The 18,149-nt window shown below is 60.2% G+C and carries 14 protein-coding genes; 10 read left to right on the top strand and 4 right to left on the bottom strand.

Annotation, left to right across the window (positions count from 1 at the left end; genetic code table 11):
* Positions 1–2 precede the first annotated feature (2 nt).
* The gene (locus tag U1A53_RS24750; protein WP_322284566.1) at positions 3–806 is read right to left on the bottom strand and encodes a fumarylacetoacetate hydrolase family protein; all 804 of its coding nucleotides are present in this window, start codon (positions 804–806) and stop codon (positions 3–5) included.
* A 3-nt stretch (positions 807–809) separates the two neighbouring features.
* Complete coding sequence (hisA, locus tag U1A53_RS24745; RefSeq protein WP_322284565.1) at positions 810–1,580, bottom strand: phosphoribosylformimino-5-aminoimidazole carboxamide ribotide isomerase; 771 nt, start codon at positions 1,578–1,580, stop codon at positions 810–812.
* Positions 1,581–1,866: 286 nt separating this feature from the next.
* Between hisA and leuA the strand changes: the two genes are divergently transcribed.
* Positions 1,867–3,534, top strand: a complete 1,668-nt coding sequence (gene leuA, locus U1A53_RS24740) for a 2-isopropylmalate synthase (protein WP_322284564.1) — start codon at positions 1,867–1,869, stop codon at positions 3,532–3,534.
* Between the two features lie 18 nt (positions 3,535–3,552).
* On the top strand, positions 3,553–4,146 hold the full coding sequence (locus U1A53_RS24735) for an HAD family phosphatase (RefSeq protein ID WP_322284563.1): 594 nt from the start codon (positions 3,553–3,555) through the stop codon (positions 4,144–4,146).
* 58 nt (positions 4,147–4,204) lie between these two features.
* On the opposite strand, the gene rsmA is transcribed toward U1A53_RS24735, so the two are convergent.
* Positions 4,205–5,551, bottom strand: coding sequence for a 16S rRNA (adenine(1518)-N(6)/adenine(1519)-N(6))-dimethyltransferase RsmA (gene rsmA, locus U1A53_RS24730; RefSeq protein WP_322284562.1), 1,347 nt, complete (start codon positions 5,549–5,551; stop codon positions 4,205–4,207).
* A gap of 92 nt (positions 5,552–5,643) precedes the next feature.
* Here rsmA and panD point away from each other — a divergent pair, with 92 nt between their 5' ends.
* The 8 genes from panD to U1A53_RS24690 all read left to right on the top strand — a co-directional run bounded on the left by panD (position 5,644) and on the right by U1A53_RS24690 (position 16,686).
* A complete protein-coding gene (gene panD, locus U1A53_RS24725; RefSeq protein ID WP_322284561.1) occupies positions 5,644–5,994 on the top strand; it encodes an aspartate 1-decarboxylase in 351 nt (116 codons plus the stop codon).
* An 85-nt stretch (positions 5,995–6,079) separates the two neighbouring features.
* The gene (locus U1A53_RS24720) at positions 6,080–9,100 is read left to right on the top strand and encodes a PVC-type heme-binding CxxCH protein (RefSeq protein WP_322284560.1); all 3,021 of its coding nucleotides are present in this window, start codon (positions 6,080–6,082) and stop codon (positions 9,098–9,100) included.
* A 66-nt stretch (positions 9,101–9,166) separates the two neighbouring features.
* Complete coding sequence (locus U1A53_RS24715; protein ID WP_322284559.1) at positions 9,167–10,081, top strand: dihydrodipicolinate synthase family protein; 915 nt, start codon at positions 9,167–9,169, stop codon at positions 10,079–10,081.
* Between the two features lie 84 nt (positions 10,082–10,165).
* Positions 10,166–11,059, top strand: coding sequence for a sugar phosphate isomerase/epimerase family protein (locus U1A53_RS24710; RefSeq protein WP_322284558.1), 894 nt, complete (start codon positions 10,166–10,168; stop codon positions 11,057–11,059).
* A 44-nt stretch (positions 11,060–11,103) separates the two neighbouring features.
* Positions 11,104–11,901, top strand: a complete 798-nt coding sequence (locus U1A53_RS24705) for a PIG-L family deacetylase (RefSeq protein ID WP_322284557.1) — start codon at positions 11,104–11,106, stop codon at positions 11,899–11,901.
* Positions 11,902–11,935: 34 nt separating this feature from the next.
* Positions 11,936–12,370, top strand: coding sequence for an NYN domain-containing protein (locus U1A53_RS24700; RefSeq protein WP_322284556.1), 435 nt, complete (start codon positions 11,936–11,938; stop codon positions 12,368–12,370).
* Positions 12,371–12,397: 27 nt separating this feature from the next.
* On the top strand, positions 12,398–13,132 hold the full coding sequence (locus tag U1A53_RS24695; protein ID WP_322284555.1) for a hypothetical protein: 735 nt from the start codon (positions 12,398–12,400) through the stop codon (positions 13,130–13,132).
* Positions 13,129–16,686: a hydantoinase B/oxoprolinase family protein gene (locus U1A53_RS24690; RefSeq protein WP_322284554.1), complete on the top strand. Its 3,558-nt coding sequence runs from the start codon at positions 13,129–13,131 to the stop codon at positions 16,684–16,686. The genes U1A53_RS24695 and U1A53_RS24690 overlap by 4 nt, the downstream gene beginning before the upstream one ends.
* Here the strand turns inward: U1A53_RS24690 and U1A53_RS24685 are convergent.
* Positions 16,667–18,118 carry a PPC domain-containing protein gene (locus U1A53_RS24685; RefSeq protein WP_322284553.1) on the bottom strand — a complete coding sequence of 484 codons (1,452 nt, stop codon included), beginning with the start codon at positions 18,116–18,118 and terminating at the stop codon, positions 16,667–16,669. The two genes, U1A53_RS24690 and U1A53_RS24685, sit on opposite strands and share 20 nt — an antisense overlap.
* Positions 18,119–18,149 lie beyond the last annotated feature (31 nt).

Raw genomic sequence — 18,149 nt, 5'->3', positions numbered from 1 at the left:
CTTCACGCCTCGTTGCACACCGGATTCGTCAGCGTGCCGATCTTTTCGATCTCCACGCTCACCACATCGCCATCCTTCATGAACACCGGCGGTGTGCGGGCCATGCCCACACCATGCGGCGTGCCAGTGAGGATCACGGTGCCTGGCATCAGCGTGGTGCTGCCGCTGAGAAACTCGATCAGCGTCGGCACATCGAAGATCATGTCGTTTGTGTTCCAGTCCTGCATCGTCTCGCCATTCAGCACGGTTTTGATCGCGAGGCTGTTTGGGTTCGGAATCTCATCCGCTGTCACCAGCACCGGCCCGAGCGGGCAAAAGGTGTCAAAGGTCTTCCCCCTGCACCACTGGCCGCCGCCGCCCTGCTTCTGCCAGTCGCGGGCGCTCACGTCATTCGCGCAGGTGTAGCCGAGCACATGCTTCAAAGCGTCCGCACGACTCACATTCTTCGCCGTCTTGCCAATCACGACCGCCAGCTCGCATTCATAGTCCACTCGGTCGCTTTTCAGATGCGTCGGCAGCAGGATCGGCTCGCCGGGATGCTGCACCACATTCGGCAGCTTCATGAACACCACCGGATGCTGCGGAATCGCCGCCTTCGTCTCCTCCGCGTGAAATTTGTAGTTCAACCCGATGCACACGATCGCGAAAGGCTGGATGGGCGCGAGCAGCTTCGCCACCTCCGCTTTTCGATCCGTCACGCGATGATCACCAAAGATGTCACCCTCAATGACGAGCGCCGTGCCATCGGCCTGTTGCGCGGCGTGCGCGATGTTTCCCTGAGAGTCGGAGTAGCGGATGATTTTCATGATTCAGGCAGTACGGCCGTTCCAGACCACCAATTCGTCGTATTTGGCTCCCGTGCCGCCAAACAAGTCCAACGCACTGCCCACCGTGCCGTCCACGCGGCCATGGCTCAGTTCGTCGATACGCTTCAAGTCATCGAGATGGCGAATCCCGCCCGCGTAGGTCATTGGAATCGGCGAATGCTCGCCGAGGAAGCTCACCAGCGCCTCATCAATACCCTCGCACTTGCCCTCGACATCCACCGCATGGATCAAAAACTCCGCGCAGTGCCCGGCGAGCCATTTCAGCGACGCCGGCGTCACATCCAGCGTTGTCAGCGTCTGCCAACGGTTCATCGCCACCGTCCAGCCCTTGGCCGTGGCTTTGCAACTCAGGTCGATCACCAATTTCTCACGTCCAGCAGCCTCGACCATTTTTTCGAGCCTCATTTCGCTGAACGTGCCATCCGTTTCAAAGAGATAGCTCGTCACGATCACATGACTGGCCCCGGCATCGAGATACTCCGCCGCGTTGCATGGCCGGATGCCCCCACCGATCTGCAAACCGCCCGGAAAAGCCGCCGCAGCCGACTTCGCGGCCTCCTCGTTGCCTTTGCCGAGCAGAATGACGTGCCCGCCGGTCAATCCATCACGCTTGTACAGCTCCGCATACCAAGCCGCGTCACGATCACTCACAAAATTCGTCTTCAAGCCCGCCCCATCATCCCGCAGCGACGAGCCCACGATTTGCTTCACGCGGCCATCGTGGAGGTCTATGCAGGGGCGGAATCGGGTCATGGAGCAAGTGGTCAAGGAGTGGTCAAAGGTCAAGGAGTGGTCAAGAGGTGATCCTCTCACCTTCTTGACCTCTTGACGGCGCAGCCTTGACCTCTTGATCTTCTCTGCTTTCTTCCGCCCGTCCATGACCACCACCGCCACGGCTCTGCCTCTCCTCTCCCTGCGACTTACGCAAGGGTAGGCGGCCCGCGTTCCCTCGTCATGCCATCCTTGCCGTCACGACACGGCAGCTTTTTCATTCAGGCACCTTTTCGGTCCTTCCCATCTTAGTTACCTTCATTTTCTCATGTTAAAAAATCCGTCCATCAAATACCAGCGCTTCGATCCTGTCTCCTTGCCGAACCGCCGCTGGCCGTCCCAAACCCTCTCCAAGGCTCCCATCTGGTGCAGCGTCGATCTGCGCGATGGCAACCAGGCTCTCGCCGTGCCGATGAATGTCTCCCAGAAGCTCGACATGTTCGACGCGCTGGTGAAATGCGGCTTCAAGGAGATCGAAGTCGGCTTTCCCTCCGCCTCAAACACCGAGTTCGCCTTCAACCGCCGCCTTATCGAGGAAAAACGCATCCCCGATGACGTGACGATCCAGTGTCTGGTCCAGGCGCGTGAGGATTTGATCGAAAAAACCGTCGAGTCACTCATCGGAGCCAAAAAGGTCGTCATCCACATGTACAACTCCACTTCGCCAGCGCAGCGGAAGTATGTGTTCGGCAAGTCGAAGGAGGAGATCATCGCCGTGGCCGTCAAAGGCGCGCAGATGATCAAGGACCGCCTGCACCGCCTCACCGCCGGAGGCACGCAGGTCACGCTGCAATACTCACCGGAGAGCTTCAGCGCCACCGAGGTCGAGTTCGCCAAGGAAATCAGCGAGGCCGTCATGGACGTGTGGCAGCCCACGCCGCAGCACAAGATGATCCTCAACTTGCCCGACACCGTCGAGGTCTGCATGCCGAACGTCTATGCCGACCAGATCGAGTGGATCTGCACGAACATTAAAAACCGCGACAGCCTCATCGTGAGCCTGCACACGCACAATGACCGCGGCACCGGCACCGCCGCCACGGAGTTGGGCTTGCTGGCCGGAGCCGACCGCGTGGAAGGCACGCTCTTTGGCAATGGCGAGCGCACCGGCAATCTCGACATCGTGCAGGTCGCCATGAACCTGTACATGCACGGCATCGCGCCTGAACTGGACTTCAGCGACATGAGCAGCCTCATCCGCATGTATGAGCGCACCACCGGCATGACCGTGCCGCCGCGCCAGCCCTATGCGGGCGAACTCGTCTTCACCGCCTTCAGCGGCAGTCATCAGGACGCCATCAAGAAGGGCCTCGCCGGTTATGAGCAGCACAACTCCATCTGGGACGTGCCTTACCTCACCATCGACCCGAACGACATTGGCCGCGAATACCGCGAGGTCATCCGTGTGAACTCCCAGAGCGGCAAAGGCGGCGTCGCGTATCTTCTCGAAAGCGAATTCGGCATCGAGCTGCCGAAGGACATGCAGCGCGAGTTCGGCCCCATCGCCAACGACATCGTCGATAAACTCGGCCGTGAGGTCAGCGGCGCCGAGTTGAAGGACATGTTCTGGAAAGAATACATCCAGCGCGAGACCCCCTTCGCCCTGCACCACTTCCACGCTGACGGCGTCGATGGCGTGTTCACCTGCCGCTGCAGTCTGGTCAAGAATGGCAAGGAAATCGGAATCACCGGCACTGGCAATGGCCCCATCGCCGCCTTCGCGGATGCGCTCATCAAAGACGCGGGAGCACCCAAGTTCGAAGTCACCACCTACCGCGAGCAAAGCCTCAGCAGCGGCACCGAAGCCGCCGCCCTCGCCTTCATCCAGATCAAAACTGGTGCTGGCAAAACGGTTTGGGGTGCAGGTGTCGATACCAACATCGAACTCGCGTCCATCAAAGCCGTGCTCAGTGCGGTGAACCGGGCTTCCAACTAACACGTCAACGATTCCTTCATGCCCCTCCAAATCCCCGATTACCCCTTCCAAGCCTACATCTTCGACTGCGATGGCACGCTCGTCGATTCGATGCCCCTGCACTACATCGCGTGGGTGGAGGCGCTGAAGCGGCATGACGCGCCGTTTGAGTTTACCGAGGAGGTGTTTTACGCGCATGCGGGCATCAAGGAGCAGGATGTGGTGAAGATCCTGAACGCCAAGCATGGCACAAACATCGACCCCGTTAGCGTGGATGAACTGAAGATGGAAATCTTCCGCGAACGCATCCCAGAGGTGCGGACGGTGCGGCCCGTGGCGGAGTTTGCGAATTCACTGCATGGCCGTTTTCCGATGGCGGTAGCCTCCGGCAGCGAGGAACCGACCGTGCGCGGCTGCTTGGAAGCCACGGGACTGATTCACCTCTTTGAGACCATCATCACGCCGAAACTGGTGAAGCAAGGCAAACCTGCGCCGGACATGTTCCTGCTGGCTGCGGAGCGCATGGGCATCGCGCCGCGTGAATGCCTCGTGCTTGAGGATGGAAACAGCGGTCTCGAAGCAGCCAAGGCCGCAGGCATGCAGGCGGTTTTCATTCCGCGCACGCTGCGGTGACACAACGTAGGCCGGACTTTCCAGTCCGGCACATACATCACGGGCTAGAAAGCCCGTGCTACTTTCGCAGCCAGGCCTTCCAGCAGGTCACAAAGCCCTTGGCGAAATCTTGCGGCCTCGCTTCGACCCAGGCGGTGATGTCCTCGGGCTTGAACCAGTCGCCGGTGGCGATTTCCTCGGGCAGGCAGCGAATGGGGCCGTCGTGTCTCGCCAGATGCAGTTCGACGAATTCATGATCCGTGTTATCCCCGGCTGGAATCGTGGCGGCGACTTCGGTGGCATCGACGTGGATGCCGATTTCCTCGCCCAGTTCTCGCACAGCCGCACTGGCGTAGCTTTCCCCGGCATCGAGATGGCCGGCAGCGCTGCTGTCCCACTTCAACGGCGACACATCCTTGAGATGCGAACGCTGCTGGAGGTAGAGATGCCCGCGTTTGTTGATGACGAAGATGTGAACGGCTCGATGCAGCAGTTTGCGAGCATGCACCTCGCCACGCGTGAGCTGTCCGGTGACTTCGTTGCGCTCGTTGACCACATCGAACATCTCGCTGGCCTTCTGCCCGGCGTCGGCTTCATGCCGTTGCTCATACCAGCGGGCGATGTGAATCCATTGCGTGAGCGACAACGCCTCCGCGCGCACGGTGGGCGAGGCGTTGAGCGATTCAATCAGCGCCTCCCAGCCGCCCGGAGCCTCGGGAAGCAGATTTTTCAATTGCTTGCGCCGCTGGGAGAAGCCCATGCGCACCAGGCGGTCGAACAGCACATGATCAAACACCGGCAGCGTGGCCGGATCACGCGGCGTGAGGCGGATGACGGCGGAATCGACCCTCGGCTTCGGCACAAACACCTCCGGCGGCACGATGCGCAGCAGTTCGACGTTCCAGTCCTTCTGCACCAACAAGCTGAGCGCCCCATAGGCATCGTCCTCACAGGTGGCGGCGAGACGGTCACACACTTCCTTTTGCAGCATGAAGACCGCGCAACCAACCGGTGACGGCGGCGTGAGCCAGTGCTTCAAGATCTCGCTGCCGACCGAATACGGCAGATTGCCCACGATGCGCAGCGGACCGTGCTTGAACCACGAACGCAGGTTGATGCGTGTGGCGTCGTTGTGGATCACTTCGACATCGCTGCGCCCCTCGAACTGGCCGTGCAGCTCCGGTGCGAGCTGAGAGTCCTTTTCAATGAGCACGAGATGCTTTGGCCTGCCGACGAGATGTTTGGTCAATGCCCCCATGCCGGGGCCGATCTCCACGACGAAATCCGCGCCATCCGGTTGCACCTGATCGGCGATCCAGCGGGCCACTTCCTCGTCCTGGAGGAAGTTCTGCCCCATGCTCTTGCGTGGGGTGAAGTGCTGCCTGGTGGGCGGGGATTCGGAGCGGCGTTGATCGCGGTATCTCATTGCCACATCATTCACCAATCCACCACTCCATCAATCCATTCATCCAGCAATCCCGCCACTTGACCCTCTGCATGAGCGGCGCACTCTGACACGTGCTCCGAACGCTCCTCAAATCCAAGCTCCACCGCGCCGCCGTCACCGATGCCAACATCAACTACGAAGGCAGCATCACGATTCCGACTGATCTCATGGAAAAAGCCGACCTGTGGGACGGCGAAAAAGTGCTGGTGACCTCGATCACCAACGGCGCGCGTCTCGAAACCTACGTCATCCCCGGCCCGCGTGGCTCCGGGCAGATCGTCATCAACGGTGCCGCCGCACATCTCATCAATACCGGCCACCGCGTCACCATCATGGCCTGGGGCGAGAGCGAGAACCCGATCATCCCCAAGCGCCTGCTGCTCAACGAACGCAACGAGGTGGTGAACGAGACGGTGCTGTGACCTTGGACGGCCCACCGTCACAAGAATACCACGATGGGAAACATTCGGCTGTTCAAGCGGAACCTGAATTCCGTATGATTCAGCCATGAAACACCTCGTTCTCGGTCTTTTCTCGCTGTCTTTCGCCCTTGGTTCTGCCCTTTTTGCGCAAGCCGATGGCATCAAGACAAAGACCACCTACGCCAAGGCCTATGGCGAGACGAAAAACGCCGTGACGGTGGATGCAGCGAAGGATCTTCCCCGCTATCCCGCCGTGGAGCCGAAGGACGCGATCTCGACCTGGCAGGTGAAGAAAGGCTTCAAGCTGCAACTTGCCGCGCATGAGCCGCAGGTGCGTGACCCCATCGCGATCTGCTTCGACGAGCACGGGCGCATGTTTGTGTGCGAGATGCATGACTACAGCGAGATGCGCGAGGTGACGCCGCACATGGGCCGGATTTCCATGCTCCAAGACAAGGACGGCGATGGCTACTACGAGACGAGCCAGATCTTTGCCGATGACATGCCGTGGCCCACGGGCCTGGTCTGGGCCAATGGCGGCTTGTATGTCGGCGCGACACCGGACATCTGGCGTTTTGAGGACAAGGACGGCGATGGCAAGGCGGAGAAGCGGGAGAAAGTCTTCACCGGCTTCGGCACCGGCTTGAAAATGCTCAATGTGCAGGGTCTGATGAACAGCTTCATGTGGGGGCAGGACAATCGCATCCACATCCTCGCCGGTGGTGGCAATCGTGGCGTGATCACCTGCCTGAAGCGGCCGGATTTGAAAGGCATCGAACTCGGCGGGAAGGACTTCTGGTTCAATCCGCTCACGCATGAGTTCGGCCTCGAAGGCGGCGGCGCTCAATACGGCATGAGCTTTGACAACTACGGTCGCAAGTTCGGCTGCTCGAACTCCGACCACCTCCAATACTGGGTTTACGACGACCAATACGCGAACCGCAATCCCTACTACCAGATGCCGCGTGCGAAGGAGAGCATCGCCGTCGATGGCGGCGCGGCGGAGGTCTTCCGCATCAGTCCGGATGAGCCCTGGCGCATCATCCGCACGCGCTGGCGCATCGCCGGTGTGGTGAAGGGTGCGGTGGAAGGCGGTGGACGCGTGAGCGGCTATTTCACCGGCGCGACAGGCACCACGATCTATCGCGGAGACGCCTACGGCCCCGAGTTCGTGAACAACAGCTTTAGCGGCGACGCTGGCGGCCAGCTCGTGCATCGCAAGATCATCAAACCGAGCGCGGACGGCATCAGTCTGATCGGTGAACGCCCCGCCGACGAGCACGGCTTCGAATTCGCCGCCTCCAAGGACACATGGGTGCGCGTGGTGAACTTCGCCAACGCCCCCGACGGCTGCCTGCACATTTGCGACATGTATCGCGAAGTGATTGAGCATCCCTGGAGCATCCCGGACGAGATCAAGAAGCACATCGACCTGAATAACGGCAATGATCGGGGCAGGATTTACCGCATCGTGCCGGAAGGATGGCAAAGAGCCAAGGGCGAAGAGCGAAGGGGCAATATCGCCAAAGCGAGCACGGAAGAACTCGTGAAACTCCTCAGCCACCCCAACGGCTGGCATCGCGACACCGCGCAGCGTTTGCTTTTCGAGCGTCAGGACAAAGCCGCCGTGCCGATGTTGGAAAAGGTGGTCGCGGGAGACAACGCCTTGGCAAAACTGCACGCCATGGGAACGCTGGACGGATTGAGTGCTTTGAAACCAGAGGTCGTGATCACGGCAGCCAAAGATCAGGACGCACAAGTGCGTGAGCGTGCCATCCACCACATCGCCAAGCTGGCCAATGGCGAAGCCTCACCGGAATGGGTGGCAGCGCTGGGGATCTTGATCGGAGATTCATCCGCCCGTGTCCGATTCCAGTCAGCGATGGCTGCTTCGACTCTGAAAACCGATTCGAATGATGCGTGGATGGCCAAACTCGCCAGTGCTGGATCGGGCGACAAGTGGATCAGCGCCGCCGTGCTGAGCAATGCGAACGCCAGCGTGTTCAACCTGCTGAGCAGCGATCTGGGCAAGCTCGATGCGGGCTTTGTCGAATCCCTGATTTTGATCGTGGCAGGCTCGGAAAAGAACCCACAAGTGCATACGGCTCTGATCCATGCCGTGGCCGGTGACCATCCCAAAGCGAACTGGGTGCAGGCTCTTGGCACAGGATTGCGCCGTGCAGGAACAACGATTGAGAAGGCAGATACAGAAGGCAGGCTGGCTGCCATCCTTGCCAAAGCGTCTGAGACGACTGCGGACGCGAAGGCGAAAGAATCAGCACGGCTGGAGGCCATCGAGTTGCTCGGCCTCTCGTCGTCCAAGGAAGCGACTGATGCTTTGACTCAGTGCCTCGTCAAAGGACAGCCGGAGACTGTGCAGGCGGCGGCGGTAAAAATCTTGGCGCAGAAGGCATCGGCAGAAGTGACGACGGCTATAATCACAAGCTGGGCAGGTTTTGACGCGAAGGCCAAGGAATCAGCACTGACCGCGCTCGTCGGGCGCGATGACCGCACGGTGGCGCTGTTGGAGGCGGTGCAGTCGGGGGCGATTGCGGCAGCGGATCTTTCGGCCTCTCAGGTGCAGTCGTTGGTGAAGCACAAAGACACGAAAATCGCCACACTGGCGAAAGCAGCGCTCAAAGCCGTCATTCCACCTTCTCGCGAGGAAGTGACCGCGAAGTTCAAGCCGACCATCGCGGCCAAGGGCGACGCGCAAAAGGGACAGGTTCAATACATGACGCGTTGTGTGGCGTGCCATAAGGCAGGCACACTCGGACTGGCGGTGGGGCCAGATTTGATTACGGTGAAGACGAAGGGCCGCGAGGCGCTGCTGACGGCGATTTTGGAGCCGCACAAGGAGGTCGCGTCGCAGTTCATCGCCTACACGGTGAACACCAAGGACGGTCAAACGCTGGCAGGCATCATCACGAATGACACAGCCTCCAGCATGACGCTCAAGATGATGGGCGGCATCGAAAAGACGCTGCAACGCGCCGAAATCAAAGGCAGCACCTCCATCGGGCAAAGCCTGATGCCCGAGGGACTGGAAACGGGCATGAATGTCGAGGACATGGCCGATCTGATCAGCTACATCGAGAGCCTCTGAACCACCTCCCGAAACAAAGGCTGTTTTCCTTTGCAGCAGGCACACTCTGCGCTCCTTTGACCGATCATGAAGACCACCCCCGTCACTTTTGAAGACCTCCAGTCCTCCGTCATCGCCGTGCCGCCGCTGTGCCGGAACAAGGATCTGTCCCTGGCAAAATCACAGAACAGCCGCCTCATCAAGCACATGTACAAAGGCGGCATCCGCACGCTGCTTTACGGAGGCAATGCCAATCTCTACAACATCGCCGTCAGCGAATACCACTCGCTGCTGAAGATGCTCGTGGACATCTCTCCCGAGGACATGTGGATCGTGCCCTCCGTCGGGCCAATGTATGGCACCGCGATGGATCAGGCCAAAATCCTCAGCGAGTTCGCCTTCCCCACCGCGATGCTGCTGCCGACGCTTTTCCCATCAAAGCCTGCTGGTGTCGCCACAGCCATCCGCCACTTCGTGGAGAAGTCCGGCGTCAAGGCCGTGCTCTACATCAAGGACGGCGCCTACATCACTCCCGAACTCGCCGCCGAGCTCGTCAATGACGGCCTCATCTCCTGGATCAAATATGCCATCGTGGAGGAAGATCCGAGCAAGGATGCATATCTCAAAAAGCTTATAAAGCTGGTGGATACCAAACTCATTGTCAGCGGCATCGGTGAGCAGCCTTCCATCATTCATCTGCGCGATTTCGGCGTCACCGGTTTCACCGCGGGTTGCGTGTGCGTTGCCCCCTCGCGCTCCACCGCCTTGCTGAAAGCCATTCTGAAAAAAGACTGGGTCACCGCCGAGGCCATCCGCGAGGAATTCGTGGCCCTCGAAGACCTGCGCAATGCCCACAGCCCGATCCTCGTGCTGCATCACGCCGTCGAACTCGCCGGTGTTGCTCAGACCGGTCCGGTGCTGCCACTGCTCACCGAACTTCCGGCCAGCCTGCTGCCAAAGATTGAGAAAGCCGCGAAGGCATTGCTCGCCAGGAACGGCTGAACCGTTCTTGACCTCTTGACGGTCACTTGACCAGCTCTTCTCATCTACCGTGAAACTCACGGCACGATTCTCCGTATCCACACCATGTCCTCACGCCGCCAATTCCTCCAATCCCTCTCCAGCACCGCCCTTCTTGCCGCCACGGGCACTGTGTCCGCGCAAGAAGCCGCCAAACCCGCCCGCAAGCTGCGCAAGGCCATCATGGGCGGCACGCTGGGCATCAAAGGCACGCTGATTGAGAAATACACCGCCGCCAAAACCGCTGGCTATGAAGGTGTGGAACCCGCTGGAGGCATGAATCAGCAGGAAGTGCTCGATGCTTTGGGCAAGTCGGGACTTCAAGCCGCCAGCGTGTGCTGCCACACGCATTGGAAGCAGACGCTCACGCACAACGACGAAAAGATCCGTGAAGAAGGCCTGCAAGGAGTGCTGCAAACCCTGCGCGATGCGAAGGCTTACGGCACGGATTCGATCCTCGTCGTTCCCGGCGTCTGCAATGAAGAGGTGCCGTATGACCTCGCCTGGGAGCGTTCCATCACAGAACTGAAGAAGGCCGTGCCGCTGGCGAAAGAACTAGGCGTCAAGATTTCCATCGAGAACGTGTGGAACAACTTCATCCTCAGCCCGCTCGAAGCTGTGAGCTATCTCGACGCCATTGGTGATCCCATCGTCGGCTGGCATTTCGACATCGGCAACGTGCTGCGCTACGGCTGGCCGGAGCAGTGGATCAAAGTGCTCGGCAAGCGTATCAACCGCATCCACGTCAAAGAGTACAGCACCAAGAAGATGAAGGATGAGGGCGTGTGGAAGGGCTTCGACTGCGATCTCACCGAAGGCGACAACAACTGGCCCGCCATCATGAAAGCCCTCGACGCCGTCGGCTACACCGGCTGGGCGATCAGTGAGCAACGCGGCGGCATCAATCCGAACGGCCTCAAGACGCTCACCGAGCGCATGGACAAAATCTTCGCGATGTAATCAAGCCATTCGGTATTCGTCATTCGGATTTCGTCATTCCCCTCATGCCTTCCGCACTCGCCCTCTTCGCCCATCCTGACGACATCGAGTTCGTCGCCGCCGGAACCCTGCTGCTGCTCAAAGAACGCGGCTGGGACATCCACTACATGAACATGTGCACCGGCAACGGCGGCTCAGTGCAGATGGACGGCCCCACCACCGTGCGCAAACGCCTCGACGAAGGCAAAGAGGCTGCGCGCATCCTCGGCGCCACGTTTTATCCGCCCATCAGTGACGACCTGGAGCTGACCTACGACGTGAAATATCTGCGCCAAGTCGCCGCCGTTGTGCGCATGGCGCATCCCAGCATCGTGCTCACCCATGCGCCTGCCGATTACATGGAGGATCACATGGCGGCGAGTCGTCTCGCCGTGACGGCAGCCTTCGCGCACTGCATCCCGAACTTCCAAACTGACCCGCATCTGCCGTCCTACTCGCATGACGTGACTGTCTATCACGCCATGCCGCACGGTTTGTGCGATCCGCTGCGCCAGAAACTCATGGCCGGAGCGTACGTCGATACGACCAGCGTCCACGCCACCAAGCGCGAATCGCTTGCCGCCCACGAAAGCCAGAAGCACTGGCTCGATGTCAGCCAGGGCATGGATTCCTACCTCATCAGCATGGACGAGGCCTCCCGTGCCGTTGGCCGCCTGTCTGGCCAGTTTGAATTCGCCGAAGGCTGGCGCAGACACCTGCATCTCGGCTTCAGCGCGAAGGAGATCGACCCGCTCAAGGACGCGCTCGGCGATCTCTGCCTGATCAACGAAGAATACGAGAAAGCACGGGCAACCCCGGCTTGAACAGCGTTCGGAAAGCGGCGAATCAGTGCGCCGCATGCCCGCCCCGCTCACCTATCTGCTCATCGACGGCCACAGCCTCATCCACGCCTGGCCCGAACTGTTGCGCGAGCACCGCGTCGCCTCCCGCCGCCATCTGGCACGCACCGAACTGCTCAAACGCCTGCGCAACCTTCAAGACATGAGCGGCATGCAGGTCGTCGTCGTGTTTGACGGTGCCAAACAGGGCACCAACGAGGAGCGCGAACCAGATGGCCTTCAAATCATTTACGCCGACCCTGGCACCACGGCAGACACCATCATCGAGCGTCTTGCCGCCAAATACGCCAAGGAGCGCCCGATGCGAGTCGCTTCAGCCGACGGCATGGTGCGTGAAACGATTCTGTCACTTGGAGCTGAGTGGATCAGTCCTGAAATTCTCCGCAGCCTGTGCGACAGCGCCGAAACCACCATGCGCGCACGCCTTGCCTGATTCCGATTCACGCTCTACCATCCGCCCATGAGACTGATCAAAACCTTCCTCTTCCTGACACTCGGTGCTTCCTCCTCGCTTGCACAAGCACCGGAGACCGCAGCGCCAGCCGCCGATCGCGCGAAGGTGTCCGACGAAGTGAGAAAACTGCTCACCGAAGCCCGTGACATGCGTGTCCAGCATCGCTACTCCGATGCCCTCGCCAAACTCGATGAGGCGGAAAAACTCGCCCCGTCCCTGGCCGACATCTACGCCCTGCGCGGCGACATTTACCTGGCCCCACGACGCCGTGATTTCGATCTCGCGCTGCCGCAGTTTGAAAAAGCGTCGGAACTCGAGCCGCAAAGTCCGCTGCCCAAATTCAACCTTGCCGAGTACTATTTCGTGAAACACGACTTCGACACAGCCTTGAAGTCCTTCTCAAAGCTCACCGTGGACTACCCGAAGCTGCCCATGGTCATCCGCCACCTCGTGCATTACAAACGCATGCTGTGTGAGCTGAAACTCGGCCATCGTCCCGCCGCCGAGCAGATCGTGGCGGACAACTTCACCTTCATGGACGACACGCCCGCCTACTATTTCAGCAAAGCCGCGCTCGCCTTTGATTTGAGCGACACCGCCAAGGCCAACGAATGGGTGCAACGCGGCGTAGCCGTTTTCAAAGGCCCAAACTGCGAACCTTACTACGACGCCTTCAAAGAACTGCGCTGGGTGCCGGACATGGATCTCAGCAAGCCGAAGGACCAGCCCAAGCAACCGTGAACTGGCGCATCGCAGCGGACACCGGCGGCACCTTCACCGACTGTCACGCCCTCGACCCGCAGGGGCGTGAATCACGCTGCAAAATCCTCTCCACCGGACATCTCAGGGCAGTTTTAGAAAGTAAGACGGACACTCTTGTCCGACTCACAGGACTCCCTCCCCTGCCCAGCCGCTTTCTGATCGGTTTCCAGATCAAAGCCGTCGGAGATTCCGTTCATCGAATCATCACGGACGACGATCCGCTCACTCTGGATGCATTAGAACAATCCTGGCAGCCCGGCACGCTCCTCGAACTCACCACCGGCGAGGAAGCTCCCGTCCTTGGCACAAGAATCCTCACGAACACACCACCAGGCCACGATTTCCCGCCTCTGAGCCTGCGCATCGCCACCACGCGTGCCACCAACGCGCTGCTGGAACGCAAAGGCGGCCGCATCGCTCTCTTCATCACTCGTGGCTTCGCCGATTTGCTGCACATCGGCGACCAACGCCGTGGCGATCTGTTCGCTCTCGCACACGAACCGCGCCCCATCTTCCATGAGATCGCCTGCGGAGTGCCGGAGCGCGTCAGCGTCTCCGGTGAAGTGATCGAAGCACTCGATGAAACCACAGTTCGCGCTGCCGCGCTCGATTGCATCGCCCAAGGCATCACCACCGCCGCCATTTCGCTGCTTCACGGCCACGCGCATCCGCAGCACGAGCTTCGTGTCGCCGAAATCCTGCGCGAATGCGGTTTCACCCATCTCACGCTCTCGCACCAGACCGCCGCCTTCGCCAAGTTACTGCCACGCACGCAAAGCACCGTGGCGGATGCGTATTTGCACGCGCCCGTGCAGTCGTTCTTGAACGGCATCCGCCGCGTCTCACCAGACATGCAGGTCATGACGAGCGCGGGTGGCCTCAAGACCGCAGACGACATCCGTCCCAAAGACATGCTCCTCAGCGGCCCTGCCGGCGGTGCCATTGGCGCGTCGAATGCGGCGCGCAGGCTCGGCATCACGAAGATCATCACCTTCGACATGGGTGGCACCAGCACCGATGTGGCGCGCATCGAGACACGGCCCGGCTATCGTTTCAGCCAGGAAGTCGCGGGCATGAAGTTGCTCGCCCCCTGCGTCGCCATCGAAACCGTCGCCGCAGGCGGCGGCTCCATCTGCCGCCTGACTCACCACGGTCTCGCCGTCGGCCCTGAGAGCGCCGGATCGAATCCCGGCCCGGCTTGCTACGGCAAAGGTGGCCCGCTGACCATCACGGATGTTAACTTGCTGCTCGGCCGCTTCGATCCCGCCAAGGCACCGATCCCGCTCGACATCGAAGCTGCAAAATATCGACTGAACGAACTCCACACGCAAACCGACGGTTCCTTGAGCGAAACTGAGCTGCTTCATGCGTTGCTTCGCCTCGCCATCGAGAACATGACCGATGCCATCCGCCGCATCTCCATCGGCGAAGGCTACGATCCTGCCGATCATGCTCTCCTCGCCTTCGGCGGCGCCGGTCCGCAGCATGCGTGCGCAGTCGCTGAGGCGCTCGGCATGCAGACGATTCTTGTGCCTGAACACGCAGGCATCTTGAGTGCGGTCGGTTTGCAGGAAGCGGTGCCGGAGCAAATCATCGAAAAAGAACACCGCATCCCGCTGGCCGAGTACCACCCGGATGAGTTGGATTCATCAGAGAACACCACGCAAATCGCCGAACTCCGACTCAAAGGCCAGGACACGCCACTGCAAGTCGAGTTCAAGAACCCGCACGACCTCCCGCATCTCTATCGCGCTGCCTATGAGCGCCTGTTCGGCTACCCACCGCCCGCGAATCGAGAAATCGAACTCGTCAGCATTCGTCTCATCATCAAGGAGGGGGAGACTCCCGTCCCCCCCATTCTGCGCCACAGCATTCCCCTCGCCCCCACGCCCGCGCTCATTCAAGATGCCTTCTCCACCATCGTGGTCACTCCAGGGTGGAGCGTCGAGCGCGTCGAAGGATTCGGCCATGTCCTGCGCGGCAATCAAATCCCCAAACCCGCCCCAACGCTCGAACGCGATCTCCTGAGGCATCGCTTCCACTCCATCGTCAGCGACATGGGCGCGCTGCTGCGCCGCACCGCCATTTCGACCAACATCCGCGAACGACTCGATTTTTCCTGCGCGTTGCTCGATCCGCAAGGAAGACTGCTTTCCAGCGCCCCGCACATCCCCGTGCATCTCGGCGCGCTCGGCGTGTGCGTTCGCGAAGTCGCCAAAGCTGTCTCAATGCAGCCGGGAGACACCATCATCACGAATCATCCGGCATTTGGCGGATCGCATCTGCCGGATGTCACTCTCATCACGCCGGTGTTCGATTCAAACAACCAGCTCATCGGTTACATCGCCAATCGGGCGCATCACGCCGAGATCGGCGGCATCACACCCGGCTCGATGCCGGCGAACGCGACTCGATTGATTCAAGAAGGCGTCGTCATCGCACCACGACATCTGATTCGCGGAGGCAAATCCTGTTTCGATGAGATCAGCGCCCTGCTGACCTCAGCACTGCATCCCACACGCAATCTGGCGGACAACCTCGCCGACCTGCATGCCCAGCTCGCGGCCAATCTGCATGGCGTGGAGCGTTTGAAGGCGCTGGCCGACGATTCGCTGGCCGAAGCGATGCAAGGCATCCTCGACCACTCCGCAGCCGTCATGCGCGGCCAGATCAAGCGCCTGCTTGATTCGATCTCCGCCGTCGAAAAACTCGACGATGGGGCCCAGATCGCTGTTTCAATGCGCAAGGCCGATGGGAAGCTCATTCTCGACTTCACCGGCACCTCCGACGTGCATCCGCGCAATCTCAATGCCACCACCGCCGTCGTGCGCAGCGCGGTGCTGTATGTGATGCGGTTGATGTTACAAGAGGATCTGCCGCTCAACGAAGGCCTGCTCGATCCTGTCGAGATCATCACGCCGACTTCTTTGCTCAATCCCACCTTCACCGGCGATGCCACCCAAGATCCAGCGGTGGTCGGCGGCAATGTCGAGGTCAGCCAGCGACTCGTGGACACACTCATCAAGGCGCTCGACCTCCAGTCATGCAGCCAGGGCACGATGAACAATTTTCTCTTCGGCGGCGGCCAGTTTGGCTACTACGAGACGATTGCCGGTGGTTCCGGCGCTGGTGATGGCTACGACGGCTCACACGCTCTGCACACGCACATGACGAACACGGGGATCACCGATCCTGAGATCATCGAGCAGCGCTATCCGGTGCGTTTGCGCCAGTTTGCGATTCGTCGCGGCTCCGGCGGTGCCGGTCAGTGGCGCGGTGGCGATGGTGTGATCCGCGAATTTGAATTCGAGAAGCCGCTTACGGTCAGTTTGCTCACCCAGCATCGCGTGGAGGCTCCGTTTGGCCTGCATGGCGGTTCTGCGGGGCGAACCGGCCGCCAAACGCTGCTCAGGCAGGGAACCCGCACCCTCCTCGACGGCTGCACGACGTTTGAAGCGCAGGCGGGAGACCATGTGATCATCGAAACGCCCGGCGGCGGCGGTTGGGGGATCGCTACGGCTTCTTCGCTGTGACCGTGAGCCATGGATGCGTGTCAGACGTGATGAGTAAATCGCCACGCGGCTCGGTGAAAGGAATCGCATAACTCGCCAGCACGGTCTGCACCGCATCCGGTGCGCTGGTGACGATCTCAACGGCAAACGGAGCCTGGCTGGCGGCAGCTTCTGGCGCAGCCTTGAGCGTGAGCTTCACCTCCCCGCCTTTCGCCGGAACATCGACGAGATCGGCGGTGACCCCAACGGGCAGTTGAGCCGCACGCGCCTGAATTTTTCCGGCGAATGTGCCGCCCGCCTTCACGTTGAGTTTCACCTCAACCGTTTTGCCGGCCTCCAGCATGTATGCATGCGTGTCGAGCGTGCCTGTGAGCGTTGGCACAAAAGGCTTCACCGTAAGTTCGTAGCCGTGATCCACGCTGCCTTGGTGAAAACGGTCAGCGACCACCAGTTTGAACTCGCCATCCTTCGGAGCCTTCCAGCGCAAGGCAGGATCGAGATTCTCACCATCATCGGCCTGCTGGAGAGATTTACCCTCCGCGTCCTCGATGCGCAGTGTCGCATCCAGCGGGCTGCGAATTGCCTGGGCGCGCACGTTGATCTGCAAATCATCACCTTTCTTCGCGGTTAAGGTGAAAACATCCTCCTCACGGGCCTTGGCGATGCAACCAGTGATGGTGGCTGGAATCGTGAGCGTCTTCGGTTCATTCACCAGCGGCGCCTTCTTTGGCTCATCGGTGACAGTGAGACGATAAACATGATTCGCGCTGCCTTTGAGCGCCACATCAGCCGCAGGCGGGTGGGCAAAGGCGAAGACCTGCACAAACAGGACTCCATCAGTCGCAGGTGTGTGCTCGATACGCGGATCGAGATTATGTGTGTCATGCCCGCCGGCGATTTCGACCCCACGTTCGTTCAGCAGTCGCAAAGCAGGGTCCATGGGCGAGCCCAAGGCATAGCCATGCAACTCCAGCCGGATGGCTTTCCCCTTCTGCACACGAAGCGCGTGCGTATCGACATCACCGGCTTTCTGCAGCACGCCGTTGATCATCACATTCATCTTGGCGTCGTCCGTTTTGAGGTCGGCGAGGGCGTCATTGGGCTCTTTTTCCAGCAACTCCTCGAACTTGCCGACTTCGATGATGCGTGGCGGCGTGGCACCAGCGTCCGTGTGAAGACGAATGAGACATGGCCCTGGCACGGCGTCCTTGGCGATGCTGATGAAAAACTTCTTCGGCTCATCACCGGCAAGCACCACAACCTTGGGATCACTCGACCAAGCCTGGGGCGAGTTTTTTTCCAAACCGGCGCCGGCCACCTTTACCTCGACACGCGCACCGATCTGGCCGCCGGCTGGAAAGATGTTCTCAAAGCCAGGAGGAGCCGCCAGCGAAGGAATGACGAAGGACGAATGCAGAATGACGAATGCCAGAATTCGGACGCCATTCGTCATTCGGCATTTTGCATTCGTCATTTCACCACGC

It is taken from the genome of Prosthecobacter sp. (assembly GCF_034366625.1).
Lineage (GTDB): Bacteria > Verrucomicrobiota > Verrucomicrobiia > Verrucomicrobiales > Verrucomicrobiaceae > Prosthecobacter.
Note: the sequence above shows the minus strand (reverse complement) of the source record. Positions and strands in the feature narration are given on the sequence as shown.